Origin of the sequence: Streptomyces griseochromogenes (assembly GCF_001542625.1) — a bacterium.
Classification (GTDB): Bacteria; Actinomycetota; Actinomycetes; order Streptomycetales; family Streptomycetaceae; genus Streptomyces; species Streptomyces griseochromogenes.
Genome location: NZ_CP016279.1, coordinates 10705154 through 10718424, shown reverse-complemented (window position 1 = coordinate 10718424; position 13271 = coordinate 10705154). Strand labels below are relative to the sequence as shown.

General features: G+C 69.7%; 13 protein-coding genes. 5 read left to right on the top strand and 8 right to left on the bottom strand.

Translation table 11 applies throughout. From position 1 onward, the window contains the following. Positions 1 to 24: 24 nt before the first annotated feature. The 4 genes from AVL59_RS47040 to AVL59_RS47025 form a co-directional block, all read right to left on the bottom strand. Positions 25 to 930 carry a LysR family transcriptional regulator gene (locus tag AVL59_RS47040; RefSeq protein ID WP_067316639.1) on the bottom strand — a complete coding sequence of 302 codons (906 nt, stop codon included), beginning with the start codon at positions 928 to 930 and terminating at the stop codon, positions 25 to 27. A gap of 216 nt (positions 931 to 1146) precedes the next feature. Beyond that, positions 1147 to 2295: a cystathionine gamma-lyase gene (locus AVL59_RS47035; RefSeq protein ID WP_067316637.1), complete on the bottom strand. Its 1149-nt coding sequence runs from the start codon at positions 2293 to 2295 to the stop codon at positions 1147 to 1149. After that, a complete protein-coding gene (locus tag AVL59_RS47030; RefSeq protein WP_067316635.1) occupies positions 2292 to 2834 on the bottom strand; it encodes a low molecular weight protein-tyrosine-phosphatase in 543 nt (180 codons plus the stop codon). Before AVL59_RS47030 ends, AVL59_RS47035 begins: the two co-directional genes overlap by 4 nt. A gap of 7 nt (positions 2835 to 2841) precedes the next feature. Next, the gene (locus AVL59_RS47025; protein ID WP_067316633.1) at positions 2842 to 3219 is read right to left on the bottom strand and encodes a phage holin family protein; all 378 of its coding nucleotides are present in this window, start codon (positions 3217 to 3219) and stop codon (positions 2842 to 2844) included. Between the two features lie 59 nt (positions 3220 to 3278). On the opposite strand from AVL59_RS47025, the gene AVL59_RS47020 reads away from it, so the two are divergent. The 4 genes from AVL59_RS47020 to AVL59_RS47005 all read left to right on the top strand — a co-directional run bounded on the left by AVL59_RS47020 (position 3279) and on the right by AVL59_RS47005 (position 5601). Beyond that, on the top strand, positions 3279 to 3596 hold the full coding sequence (locus tag AVL59_RS47020; RefSeq protein ID WP_067316631.1) for a cupin domain-containing protein: 318 nt from the start codon (positions 3279 to 3281) through the stop codon (positions 3594 to 3596). A 165-nt stretch (positions 3597 to 3761) separates the two neighbouring features. Continuing rightward, the gene (locus AVL59_RS47015) at positions 3762 to 3974 is read left to right on the top strand and encodes a DUF5326 family protein (protein ID WP_067316629.1); all 213 of its coding nucleotides are present in this window, start codon (positions 3762 to 3764) and stop codon (positions 3972 to 3974) included. 201 nt (positions 3975 to 4175) lie between these two features. Beyond that, the gene (locus AVL59_RS47010; RefSeq protein WP_237281840.1) at positions 4176 to 5063 is read left to right on the top strand and encodes an IclR family transcriptional regulator; all 888 of its coding nucleotides are present in this window, start codon (positions 4176 to 4178) and stop codon (positions 5061 to 5063) included. Positions 5064 to 5163: 100 nt separating this feature from the next. Next, positions 5164 to 5601, top strand: coding sequence for an SsgA family sporulation/cell division regulator (locus AVL59_RS47005; protein WP_067000511.1), 438 nt, complete (start codon positions 5164 to 5166; stop codon positions 5599 to 5601). A gap of 97 nt (positions 5602 to 5698) precedes the next feature. Here AVL59_RS47005 and AVL59_RS47000 read toward each other — a convergent pair whose 3' ends face one another. Beyond that, entirely contained in the window at positions 5699 to 7168 is a 1470-nt protein-coding gene (locus AVL59_RS47000) for a YibE/F family protein (protein WP_067318595.1), read from the bottom strand. Positions 7169 to 7414: 246 nt separating this feature from the next. Here AVL59_RS47000 and thiC point away from each other — a divergent pair, with 246 nt between their 5' ends. After that, on the top strand, positions 7415 to 9199 hold the full coding sequence (thiC, locus tag AVL59_RS46995) for a phosphomethylpyrimidine synthase ThiC (protein WP_067316625.1): 1785 nt from the start codon (positions 7415 to 7417) through the stop codon (positions 9197 to 9199). Between the two features lie 119 nt (positions 9200 to 9318). Here thiC and AVL59_RS46990 read toward each other — a convergent pair whose 3' ends face one another. The 3 genes from AVL59_RS46990 to AVL59_RS46980 all read right to left on the bottom strand — a co-directional run bounded on the left by AVL59_RS46990 (position 9319) and on the right by AVL59_RS46980 (position 12981). Beyond that, positions 9319 to 10188: a hypothetical protein gene (locus AVL59_RS46990; protein ID WP_067316623.1), complete on the bottom strand. Its 870-nt coding sequence runs from the start codon at positions 10186 to 10188 to the stop codon at positions 9319 to 9321. A gap of 194 nt (positions 10189 to 10382) precedes the next feature. Continuing rightward, positions 10383 to 11459, bottom strand: a complete 1077-nt coding sequence (locus tag AVL59_RS46985) for a metallophosphoesterase (protein WP_067316621.1) — start codon at positions 11457 to 11459, stop codon at positions 10383 to 10385. A gap of 409 nt (positions 11460 to 11868) precedes the next feature. Further along, entirely contained in the window at positions 11869 to 12981 is a 1113-nt protein-coding gene (locus AVL59_RS46980) for a LacI family DNA-binding transcriptional regulator (protein ID WP_079057660.1), read from the bottom strand. Between the last annotated feature and the right edge of the window lie 290 nt (positions 12982 to 13271).

Sequence of the window (13271 nt, the reverse complement as noted above, 5' to 3'; positions counted from 1 at the left end):
GCGTGAACGCCGCGAGAAGGGGGCTCAGCACCAGGTCGCGGACGCCCGCTGGAGCCACTCGTGCGCTCGCGCGATATGGGGCATGGCGAGCGTTCCGGTCCGCACGACCAGGAAATACGTACGCAGCGGGGGCACCGCCGGGTCGTGCAGCGTGACCACCTCGCCGCGGTCGAGGCCCGACGCGCACAGATAGCGGGGCAGCACTGCAAGGCCGGCACCCGCGGTCGCGCAGGCGAGCACCGCGCGCAGATCAGGAACGATGACCGTGCCCGAGGCGGCCGGGCGCGAATCGAAGACGGAGGCCCAGTAGCGCGAGACGAAGGGCAGCGACTCGTGGACCTCGACGACGGGCAGGTTCTCCAGGGCGGGTGCCCCCTTGAGGCGCAGGGCTCCCGGTCCGATCCGCTCGGCCCAGCGCGGGGCGGCGACCAGCACATGTTCCTCGTCGCACAGCGGGGTGGCGGTCAGCAGGGCGCCGCGGGGCCTGGCCGTGCTGATGGCCAGGTCATGATGGCCGGCGGCCAGCCCTTCCAGCGTCTCCTCGGCTGTGCCGAAGGAGGCGCGCAGCGCGAAGCCCTGGCCGTCGTCGCCGGTCAGTTCCGTCAGGGCGGGAAGTGCGCGTTCGGCGGTGAACTCCGGGGGGCCGGCCAGGTGCAGCGTCCGTAGCGAGGACTCGTCGTCCAGGCCGCTCTCGGCTATCTCCACCAAGGCGTCGAGATGGGGAGCCGCCTTGTGGGCGAGTTCGTCGCCGATGGTCGTGGGGGTCACCCCGCGGGCCTGCCGCAGGAACAGGGGGCGGCCCAGCTGACGCTCGAGGGTGCGGATCTGTGAGGTGACGGCCGGCTGGGAGAGGCCCAGCAGGGCGGCGGCGCGGGTGAAGGAACCGGCCCGGTGCACGGTGACGAAGGTGCGCAGCAAGGCCAGATCCATGGCAGCTCTCCCCTTGTCCCTGCCTTCCTCCGGCCCCCGGGCAGACACCAACTATAAATAAGTCGATAGGTCTCTGTCGCTACTGTGATTGGACACTGACAGAGAGTCAACTAGCCTTGTTCGCGCGGTTCTTCGCGCGCGGAACCGAAGGCGGTCCGAGCCACGAGGGGGGAGGCTCGGACCGCCCACAGGGCCCACGGACAGGCCCGTGCCCGGTCACTCGGCGGACGCGTCCAGGGCACGCAGGATGTCCGCCACGAGGTCCTCGGGGTCCTCGGCGCCGACGGACATGCGGATGAATCCTTCCGGGACCGCGTCCCCGCCCCAGCGGCCACGGCGTTCGGCCGTGGAGCGGACGCCGCCGAAGCTCGTCGCCTCCTCGACCAGACGCAGCGCGGCCAGGAAACGCTCGGCACGCGCGCGTGAGGGCAGCGTGAAGGAGACCACACAGCCGTAGCGGCGCATCTGCCGCGAGGCGACCTTGTGCGAGGAATCGTCGGGCAGTCCCGGATAGCGCAGCCCCGAGACCTCGGGCCGCTGCCGCAGGGCCTCGGCGACCGCAAGTGCGGTGGTGTCCTGCCGGTCGACCCGCAGCTGGAGCGTGGCGATGGACCGGTGCGCCAGCCAGGCCTCCATCGGCCCGCAGATCGCGCCGACGATCTTGCGCCAGCGCCGTACGGCGGCCATCGCGTCGGTGTCGCGCCCGGTGACGTAGCCCAGCAGCAGATCGCCGTGTCCGGTCAGCTGCTTGGTGCCGCTGGCCACCGAGAAGTCGGCGCCCAGCTCCAGCGGGCGCTGACCGAGCGGCGTGGCCAGGGTGTTGTCGACGGCCACCAGGGCGCCTCGCGCATGTGCCGCCTCCACCAGGCGCCGGATGTCGCACACGTCGAGCCCCGGGTTCGACGGCGACTCGATCCACAGCAGCCGAGCGCCGTCGAGGACCTCCAGCTGGGCGTCACCGCCGGTGGGCGCCGTGCGCACCTCGACGCCGTACGCCTCCAGCTGGGTGCGGACCATCGGCAGTACCTGATAGCCGTCGGAGGGCAGCACGACGGCGTCCTGGGCGCGCAGCTGGGAGAAGAGCACCGAGGAGATCGCCGCCATGCCGGAGGCGAACACCAGCGTCTCGACGTCATCGCGCCCGGGTGCCTCCAGCTCGCCGACGGCACGCTCCAGCAGCGTCCAGGTGGGGTTGTCGTCACGGCCGTAGGAGTACGGTCCCGTCACCTCGCCCGGCAGATGGAAGTGCGCGGCGAACACCGGCCCGGGCAGGGCCGGCTCGTGCTTCACCGCCTCGGGCAGGCCCGCCCGTACCGCGCGCGTGCCGTCGCCCGTGCGGTGCGCGTCCTTGGCGGCATCGCTCATGCGGCTCTTCCCTCCAGATGTTCCCGTACCGCGGCGAGCAGGCCGTTGCTCGCCGCCTCCACCATCTCAAGGCACTCCTCGAAGCCGTCCCGGCCGCCGTAGTACGGGTCCGGTACATCGAGGTCGTCGCCGGCCGATTCAGAAGGTGCGTGCGAAGCACTCGACGAGGGGTGGAGGTCGGACGACGGGCGCGTGTACGTGCGCAGCAGACGGATCTTGCGCGCGTCCTCCTCGGTGGGTGCGAGGCGGCGCAGGGCCTTGAGATGCCCGCTGTCGAGGGCGATCACCAGGTCGAGACGGGCGAACCAGGAGGGCTGGAACTGCCGAGCGGCGTGCTCGCTGCGGTAACCGTGTTCCTCGAGCACCGAGGCGGCGCGCGGGTCGGCGGGCTCCCCCTCGTGCCAGCCGCCGGTGCCGGCGCTGTCGATCTCCACCAGGCCGTGCAGACCGGCTTCCTCCACGCGCGCGCGGAAGACGGATTCGGCCATCGGAGAGCGGCAGATGTTCCCCGTGCACACGAAACAGACGCGGTAGGTCATGGCGTGCTCAGTCCTCGTCGGGCAGGACGATGTGCAGCGCCCAGGAGACGACGGAGATGATCAGGCCGCCGACCACGGCCGTCCAGAAGCCCTCCACGTGGAAGCTCAGGTCGAGCTTGCCGCACACCCACGACGTCAGCAGCAGCATCAGCGCGTTGACGACCAGGGTGATCAGCCCGAGGGTCAGAAGGAACAGCGGAAAGGTGAGCACCTTCACTATCGGCTTGACCAGGAAGTTCACCAGGCCGAAGACCAGCGCGACGAGGAGCAGCGTGCCGACCTTCTTGCCCGTGCTGTCACCGGTCAGGGTGATCTTGTCGAGGAGCCACACGGCGACGGCCAGGGCGCCCGCGTTGGCGATCGTCTTGACTACGAAATTCTTCATGTGTCTGATCGTGGCAGACCAGATCTACGGTGAGCAGTGGGGCGAGGACGGACAACGGCATGAGGGCATTCCGGCTGGACGAACTGGAGGCGGAGCGCGCCGCCAACGAGGGGGCCTACCTGCAGTTCCTGCGGGAGCGGAACATGTCGGTGGGCCTGTACGCCCTGAACGCGGGCGAGCACGACCCGCAGCAGCCGCACAGCCAGGACGAGGTGTACTTCGTCGTCAGCGGCCGGGCGTCGATCACGGTGGGGCTGGAGACGACCCAGGTGGCGCGGGGCAGCGTGGTGTACGTGCCGGCCGGCGTCGCCCACAAGTTCCACCACATCAGCGAGGACCTGAGGGTGCTGGTCGTCTTCTCTCCGCCTGAGGCCTGATCCATGACCCCGGGATTCCCTAGGGGGTGCGTCAGGGGAGGACAAGGGATACGAAGCCCCCACGGGACCCCCTGGCGGCCCTAGCATCGAGTGCAGACATCGAGGACTGCGTCCACGAGAGCGTGAAGTACGCCGGGACGCAACGGAACGCAAAGGACGAGGGCAATGCGAGAGATCTTCGCGGGGCTGCCGTGGTGGGTGAAGTGGGTCGCGGTGCCGGTCATCGCCCTGGTCGTGTTCGGGAGCCTGATAGCGACCGTGGTGGGCTTCGTGATCGGCCTGCTCTTCAAGGCGCTGATCTTCGTCGCTCTGATCGGCGGACTGATCTACATCGTGCGGAAGTTCATGTCGAGCTCCTCGTCGCGTAGTGACTGGTGAGGCCCAGGGGAGCCGGTGAGCGGTAACGGGACTCACCGGTTCCCTCGGGGGAGGGAAGTTTGTCCGGCAGGTCGTCTGCGTGCGGTGGCGGACGATTAGAGTCCGGAACCCCACGCGGGGTCCGGGCCCCGCGGGCGTCGTACATCCCCACCCGTGTTTCTCCGCACGGGCTGCCCCACCCTCGCGCTTCGGGAGCGACCCTTGGCCACGGTTGACACCGCACCGGCAGATCCACACGCACCCCTCACCCCGCCGCGCTCCTGCACACCCCCTGTGCAGCGACCACCCACCGCGGCCGTCCCCGGACAACCGGGCTCCGCGGACGCTACGGGGCAAGCGCCCTCCGCCACGCTCATCGGATCCGTCCAGCGCGCGATGCGCCTGCTCGAGACCGTCGCGGCTCACGAGCACGGCGCTCCCGCCAAACAGCTCGCCCGCGAGACCGGTCTCGCCCTGCCCACGACCTATCACCTGCTGCGCACCCTCGTACATGAGGGCTATCTGCGCCGTGAGAAAGGGCTGTTCTTCCTCGGCGACGCCGCCGAGCGGCTGAGTAGCAGCGGAGCGCAGCAGAAACGTCGCGGCGCGGTGGCCGACACCCTTGCGCACTGGCGCGAATCCATCGGGGCGCCGGTGTACTACGCGATGTACCGGGACGGCGAGATCGAGGTCGTCTGCGTCTCCGAGTCGCGTGAGACCCCGGCGGTCGAGGAGTGGGCCGACTTCCGTGAGACCGGGCACGCGCACGCGATCGGGCAGTGCCTGCTCTCCCAGCTGGACGAGGACGCCCGCCGTGACCATCTGGCCCGCTATCCCGTGACGTCCCTCACGCCGTACACCGTGCGTGACAATCACGCCCTGCTGCGCCGCCTGGCAAGGATGCCGCGAATGGAGCCGGTGGTCGAGCGTCAGGAGTACGCGCTCGGGACGGTCTGCGCGGCGATTCCGATCACCATCGGCACCACGGCGGCCTCGGTGGCCCTTTCGCTCCCCGCCCACCAGAGCGACCGGCTGTTGCCCGCCGCCCAGCGGTTGCAGGCCGAAATCGGGCGCCATCTGGGTTCGCTGGCGCGCTCTATCAGTATCTGAAAAATCACTCCTTGTGATCTCTCGTGTACGTTGAGCAAGATTTCACCACGGTCGAAGGGGATTAATCCCGGCCAATCGATGTCATACGACGGGGTAGGCAATGCGCGAATCCGTACAGGCAGAGGTCATGATGAGTTTTCTCGTGTCGGAGGAGCTCTCCTTCCGCATCCCGGTGGAGTTGCGCTACGAGACCTGTGATCCCTATGCCGTGCGGCTGACTTTCCATCTTCCCGGCGATGCTCCGGTGACCTGGGCCTTCGGTCGTGAGCTGCTGATCGACGGGGTCGGGCGGCCGTGCGGGGAGGGGGACGTGCACATCGCGCCCGCCGACTCCGAGCTGCTCGGCGAGGTGCTGATCCGGCTTCAGGTCGGTGGCGACCAGGCGCTGTTCCGCTCCTCGGCGCCACCGCTGGTGGCCTTCCTGGACCGTACGGACAAGCTCGTGCCGCTCGGCCAGGAGGGTGCCCTGGCCGACTTCGACGCTCATCTCGACGAGGCCCTGGACCGCATCCTGGCCGAGGAACAGAGCGCCGGCTGACGTGCCCCCGGCAACGGGGCGCCAGGCGCTCCGCCGTGCAGTCTGAGCGTGCGCAGGAACGCTTCTTCGATGGGTACCCGGACCTGCCCGGCCTCGCTCACCGCTTCCGGCGCCGGCCCCGGCCGCCGCGCGCCGGGGCGGACTGGGCCCCTGCGGGGGCCGCCGGGGCCGGTCCGGGCCGGTCGGCCGAGACCACCAGGGCCGCGAGGGCGGTCGTGACCGGGACCGAGGCCACCAGGCCGATCGACCCCACCAGCGTGCGCACGATCTCCTCGGCCACCAGTTCGCTGTTGGCCACCGTGCCCACGCTGCTCTGTGCGATCGAGAACAGCAGCAGCAGCGGCAGCGCGGCACCGGCGTAGGCGAGGACCAGGGTGTTGACCACCGACGCGATGTGGTCACGGCCGATGCGGATGCCCGCCCGGTACAGCCCGCGCCAGCCCATCGACGGATTGGCCTCGTGCAGCTCCCAGACCGCCGACGTCTGGGTCACCGTCACATCGTCCAGGACACCCAGCGAACCGATGATGACGCCGGCCAGCAGCAGACCGCTCATGTCGATCGACGGATACAGGCCATGGATCAGACCGGTGTTGTCATCCGTGTTGCCGGTGAGCGCGGCCCAGTCGATGAACTCCGAGCCGAGGACGCCGATCAGCAGGAGGGACACCAAGGTGCCGAGCACCGCGACCGAGGTACGGGCCGACAGCCCATGGCACATGTAGAGCGCGATGAGCATGATCGCGCTCGCCCCGACAACGGCCACCATCAGCGGATTCGAACCCTGCAGGATCGCGGGCAGGATGAAGAGCGTGAGCACCAGAAAGCTCACGGCCAGCGCGACCAGCGCCATGACACCGCGCATCCGGCCCACCACCACGACGGCGAGCGCGAAGATCCCCGCCAGCAGCGCCGTCGGGAACTTCCGGTCCACATCCGTGACGGAGTACTGCAGATCCCTCGGTGCCGAGGGCTCGTAGGCGACCACGACCTTTTCGTCCTGGCGCAACTGCCGCGACTGGTCCGGCTGCACGATCTCGGTGAAGGTACGGCCCTTGTCCTTGCCGGTGTCGACCCGGACCGTCGCCTTCTTGCAGGTGCCCTTCGCCTCCTGCTGCGCCGAATTGCCCTCGGCGGTGGAGGTGTCGCCGGTCGGGGTGTCCCCCGACGCGTTCACCGACTTGCAGCTCACCTCGACCACCTTGGTGACCGTGGCCTGCTGCGTCTGGCGGTCGAAGCCGACGCCGGTGCGCTCGTGCGGCGGGGCTCCCCCGGGCCAGAGCACCACCAGGCCGATCACGACCGCCGCGGCGAACGGGATCAGAATCGCCGCGATGACCTTGCGCAGATGCTTCGAAACGGGCGCGGCCGGGCCGTGGCTGTGGCTGTGACCATGCGAGTGGCCGTGGCCATGGCTGCCGCCCGAACCCGGGGCATGACCGCCTCCGGCCCCGGCACCCTGGCCGCGTCCGTCACCGGTCGCATGGCCGTCATCGCCGTGTCCGCCCCCCTGTCCGGAGCCGCCGTGGCGTGGCGGCTCGGGAGGCGGGTAGGGGTACTCGTCCATCGTGGTCACCGCCCGATCATCGCAAGAACGACAGGGGCCCTCTGTTCACCGCGCCCGAATTGACGCTAGCGTGGAGGCACCTTTGCACACGCGGGAGCTCGGAGCACCGGGCTGAGAGGGCGCTGACCTCCGTATTCGCGATGTTTCACGTGGAACGACGTTTCACGGGAAACATCGGCAGACGGAAACCGCTGCGTCGACCGCCGAACCTGTTACCGGGTAATGCCGGCGTAGGGAGTAGGTCTCATGACCAACAAGGACGCACGCACGCCTGCCTCCGTCCAGGACGAGAAGTCCCAGGAGGCCGGGAAGTCCATCGGCTGGCACAAGGCGTATGTCGAGGGCACCCGCCCCGACCTGCGCGTGCCGGTCCGTCAGGTGCACCTCACCAACGGGCAGTCGGTCACGCTGTACGACACATCGGGCCCGTACACCGATCCACTCGTCGACACCGACGTCCGCAGGGGCCTGCCGCCTCTGCGGGAGAACTGGATCATCGCCCGCGGCGACACCGAGGAGTACGCGGGCCGTCCCGTCCGTCCCGAGGACGACGGCATCAAGCACACCTCGCCGCGCGGCGGGCTGCGCAACCTGGACGCGGTCTTCCCCGGACGCCCGCGCCAGCCGCGCCGCGGCCGCGACGGCAAGGCCGTCACACAGCTCGCGTACGCACGCCGGGGGGAGATCACGCCGGAGATGGAGTTCGTGGCCCTCCGGGAGAACGTTTCGCCCGAGGTGGTCCGCGAGGAGATCGCGGCGGGCCGCGCGGTCCTCCCGGCCAACGTCAACCACCCGGAGATCGAACCGATGATCATCGGTAAGCGATTCCTGGTGAAGGTCAACGCCAACATCGGCAACTCCGCGGTGACGTCCTCCATCGAGGAGGAGGTGGAGAAGATGACCTGGGCGACCCGCTGGGGCGCCGACACGGTCATGGACCTCTCCACCGGCCGCAACATCCACACCACCCGCGAGTGGGTGCTGCGCAATTCCCCCGTCCCCATCGGCACCGTGCCGCTCTACCAGGCGCTGGAGAAGGTCGACGGCAAGGCCGAGGAACTGACCTGGGAGATCTACAAGGACACCGTCATCGAGCAGGCCGAGCAGGGCGTGGACTACATGACCGTCCACGCGGGCGTGCGCCTGCCGTATGTCCCGCTCACGGCCAACCGCAAGACCGGCATCGTCTCGCGTGGCGGCTCGATCATGGCGGCGTGGTGCCTGGCGCACCACAAGGAGTCGTTCCTGTACGAGAACTTCGAGGAACTCTGCGAGATCCTCGCCGCCTACGACGTCACGTACTCGCTGGGCGACGGCCTGCGGCCGGGTTCGATCGCGGACGCCAACGACGAGGCGCAATTCGCGGAGTTGCGCACGCTCGGGGAACTCAACCGGATCGCCAAGCGTTTCCATGTTCAGACCATGATCGAGGGCCCGGGCCACGTCCCGATGCACAAGATCAAGGAGAACATCGACCTTCAGCAGGAGATCTGCGATGAAGCTCCGTTCTATACGCTCGGCCCGCTGACCACGGACGTCGCGCCGGCGTACGACCACATCACCTCCGGCATCGGTGCCGCGATGATCGCCTGGTGGGGCACGGCGATGCTGTGCTACGTCACACCCAAGGAGCACTTGGGCCTGCCCAACCGCGACGACGTCAAGACCGGCGTCATCACCTACAAGATCGCCGCCCACGCGGCCGACCTCGCCAAGGGCCACCCGGGTGCGCAGGAGTGGGACGACGCGCTGTCCGACGCCCGCTTCGAGTTCCGGTGGGAGGACCAGTTCAACCTCGCCCTGGACCCCGACACGGCACGGGAGTTCCACGACGAGACCCTGCCGGCCGAGCCCGCCAAGACGGCCCACTTCTGCTCCATGTGCGGGCCGAAGTTCTGCAGCATGAAGATCTCGCAGGACATCCGCCGCGAACACGGCGGCAGCCGGACCGAGATCGAGCAGGGCATGGCGCAGAAGTCGAAGGAGTTCGCGGCGAGCGGGAACAGGGTGTACCTGCCCATCGCCGACTGACCGTGAAAGGGCAGGGCGGTGCTCCGCTGGGTGGCACCCGGGAGTACCGCCCCCTGGTCAGCGGCCTCGGGCACGCTTCGGGCGCGCGGGCTGCCTTGAACAGGTACCGGCTTCGCGGGCTAGTCCGGCTGGTGCTCAGGGCCGCCGAATTCGGGGCTGGTGTAGTCCGGGCTGGTGAAGCTGGGGCGGCCGGAGGCCGAGCCGTCGTCGGGGCTGCTGAAGCCGGGCCGGCCGTAGCCGAGGCGCGGCATGCGGCTGGTCGGGGCCGACGGGGTCGTGGGGTGCAGGGCAGCCGTGTCGGGCTGGGCGAGCGCGTCCCGCAGGAACGGCAGGATGCCGTACTCCAGCAGGGCGTCCCGCCAGGCCTCTCTGGCCCTGGCCACCTGCCTGCTTGCCGCGTCATGGGCTTCGGCGTCCGCCGAGGCGCTGTTGCGCAGCGCGGTGAGCAGCAGCGCGATCGCCGCGACGAGGATCGCGGCCGCGGCCACGGCGCTGAAGACCCAGCCCGCGGTGAGCATGGTCTGGGCGAAACCCTGGTTGGGGTCCAGCATTTTCAGGATGTAACCGACGAGCAGGAAGATCGCGGCGGCGGTTCCGGCCAGGACGGGGGCCAGCACCGCGATCACGGCGACGGCGCCCGCTCCGGTCTCGGCCGTCTCGGCGTCCTCCGCGAGGGTGGTGGCGAGCCCCGTCGTGTCCGAAGCCGGTTCCGGGGAACCGGAGTCGTGGGCGGTCGAGGGGGCGGACGGCGCCGGGTGGCGCAGTTGCTCGCGGACCTTCACGTAGTGCTGGTACTCGGTCGCCGCGGCCGCCGTGATCAGTGCGGTGGCGTCGAGCGCCATGGTGCGCAGCTGTTCGGGGTTGAGTCGTTGTCCGACAGCGGCCAGTTCCGGTCGGTGTGGTGCGGAGCGCAGCGCCTCATCGAGGATCCGCTCGAATTCCTGGCGGTCCTCGCTCAGCAGGTGCTGCGGAACGCTGTTCATGTGCATCCCCCGATGCTCCGTAGGGCTTGGGGCTCGCACACCGGCGAGCCGTCGGGCAGAAACGGAGGGGAGCCTGCTACGGATAAGCCGATGGTAGAGCCGCGACGGCACGCGGTGACAGGGGGTTGCCGGAAATTGCCTGCCGACCTGCGCGCATACCGTCCAGCACGCGTCTGGACCGGCGCCTGCCCCATGAATGCTCAGATATCCAGAGGTAGTTGCTGGACCAGCAGTTTTCCGGCCATGGTCACGCCGCCGTCCATGGCGATGGCGAGCCCGTCGGCGTAGACATGAGGCCCCTCGACCACGGGGCCGCTGTTCTCGTCGTCGTCCTCGGATCCGACGTCGCCGAGCAGATAGGGGATGGGGCTGTGGCCGTGAACGACGCGGGTGCCGCCGTACGTATCGAGGAGGGAGCGCACGGCGTCCGCGCCGCCCTCGTCCCGGAAGGAGAAGCGCTTGGTGAACTTGCGGAACAGGTCCCAGACCTCGTCCGCGTCGTTGCGGGTCAGTGTCTCGCGGACGGTGTCGTTGACCGCCTCGATGGAGTCGCCGTAGTCGAGGTAGGCGGTGGTGTCGGAGTGGATGAGCAGGTATCCGTCGACCGCCTCGACGGCGTCGAGACGGGCCATCCACTGCAGGTGGTGGTCCTGGAGACGGTCCATGTCGGTCTTCTGGCCGCCGTTGAGCAGCCAGGCCGCCTGGAAGGTGGCGGTCCCCGCACCGGAGTTGACGGGGGTGTCGCCGAAGCGCTTGGCGCCGAGCAGCAGCAGCTCGTGGTTGCCCATGAGGGCCTTGCAGTACCCGCCGGCCGCGGCGGCTTCGGCGGAGAGCCGCATCACCAGGTCGATGACGCCGATGCCGTCCGGGCCGCGGTCGGTGAAGTCGCCGAGGAACCACAGCCGGGTGGTGCCCGCGCACCACTGGCCCGAGGCGTCGATCAGCTCCTTCTCCTGCAGGGCGGTCACCAGTTCGTCGAGGTAGCCGTGGACGTCGCCGACGACGTACAGCGGGCCGGGGCCCGTCGCGGGCTGCGGTGCCGGGGCGGCGGGGGCCGGGTCGACCGAGACCTGGACGGTGTCGCCGCGGTTGATGACGGGGAGGTCGCGCTCGGTGGGCGTGTAGCCGTCGGGGTAGGCCTCGGCCACGGGCGGGGCGGTCTCGGCGGGGTGGGTGTGGGCGTACGGACCGGTCTCGTGGACGTATGCGGGTACCCGGAAGTCGCGCAACGTCGCCGTCCGCTCCACTTCCGGTCCCTGACCGGCCCCCTGAGTCATCAGACCCCTCCACCATCGCGCCGCAGCTGCACCGCTTCGGACTGCCTGGTCGCAGCGGCCAGCGGTGTCGTGGGCCCATCATAGGAATGCGCGTCGCGCCGTGTGATGACCCAGGGGTGGTGAATCGGAACAAGACTCCAGTTCACCGCGGCTTTCGCCCCGTTTGGGCAGGGCTTCGACCGGCTGCCGGCCATCCGTAGGCCGCCCGGCGAGGCGGTCGGCCGGCCACCGCGGCTCGCACCGCGCCGGGCGAACCGGGGCGGCCGACCCGTGTGAGGCGGGCGACGACCCGTGTGACGGGGGCGACAACTCGGGCGAACCGGGTGGCCGCACCCGTGGGCGCCGGGCGGCCGAGGGCGGAGGGTGGCCGACCCGACCGTGCCGGCCCCACCGTGCCGGCACGGCGCCCCTACCCCTCCTCCGGAGCCCGTGGCGGGCTGACGGTCGTGCGTGGGGGACGCCGCTGGGAGGAGGTACGCACGATCAGTTCGGTCGGTATCACCTGTTCGACGGGCTGGTCCGACTCCACGCCTTCGATGGCATCGATGAGGAGCTGGACCACGGCCGTGCCGATCCGGCGCGGTTTCAGGGAGAGCGTGGTGATGGGCGGCTCGGTGTTGGCGTACACCGTGGACTCGCTGCAGCACACGAGCAGCAGGTCGTCCGGGACGCGCAGACCGTAGCGGCGGGCGGCGGCGAGCAGATCGGTGCCGTTGGGGTCGAAGAGGCCGTAGACCGCGTCCGGCCGGTCGGGCCGGGCGAGCAGCCGGTCGGCGGCGACGGCGCCGGCGCACGGGTCGTGCGCCGGGTAGGCCTCGTAGACCGGATCCTGGCCCACCCGCTCGCACCAGCGCAGGTAGGCGGTGGTCGACAGGTGGGTGTAGGTGTCCGTCGTCGTGCCCGTGAGCAGGCCGATCCGGCGGGCGCCGGCGTCGGCGAGGTGGTCGAGGATCCCGAGGACGGCGGCCTCGTGGTCGTTGTCGACCCACGCGGTGACCGGGAGCGAGCCGGCCGGGCGGCCGTCGGAGACGACCGGTAAACCCTGGCGGACCAGTTCGCTGACCACCGGGTCCTGGTCGGAGGGGTCGATGACGACCGTGCCGTCCAGGGCCACGTTGGACCACACGTCGTGGCGGGAGGTCGCGGGCAGGATGACGAGGGCGTAGCCGCGGGCGAGCGCGGCGGAGGTGGCGGCCCGGGCCATCTCGGCGAAGTACGCGAACTCCGTGAAGGTGAAAGGTTCATCCCCGTACGTCGTCACGGTCAGGCCGATCAGGCCGGACTTGCCGGTACGGAGGGTGCGGGCGGCGGCCGAGGGGCGGTATCCCAGCCGGTCGGCGACCTCGCGGACATGGCGCCGGGTGGCATCTGGGAGCCGGCCCTTGCCGTTGAGGGCGTCGGACACGGTCGTGATGGAGACTCCGGCGGCGGCGGCCACGTCTCTGATGCCCGCCCGGCCCGGCCGACTGCCTCGACGTGAGGTTTCCGCGCGGCTCACCTGGTGCTTCCCTGCTGCTGTCATGGCGAGCCGATAGTAGGGCTCATGCGGTGGGGTAGTGCGGACGCATATGCACGCGTTGACAGGTACGTTTCTGCAAGGTCATTAGGGGTCAACTGCCTTAGAAAGTAAGTCAGTTGACCGATCTCATGCCGAGACGTGTCTTGTCGACGCGCATGGGCCTGCCAAGTGTCCGATGTCTCGAAGAGGTCTCAACTCACCTTCACGGGTGATGCGCGCCACGGCGTGAGCCACCGGCGCGTAGATATATGTACGGCGCGCCCCCCGATACGTACGCCTTCGTGTGACGATGC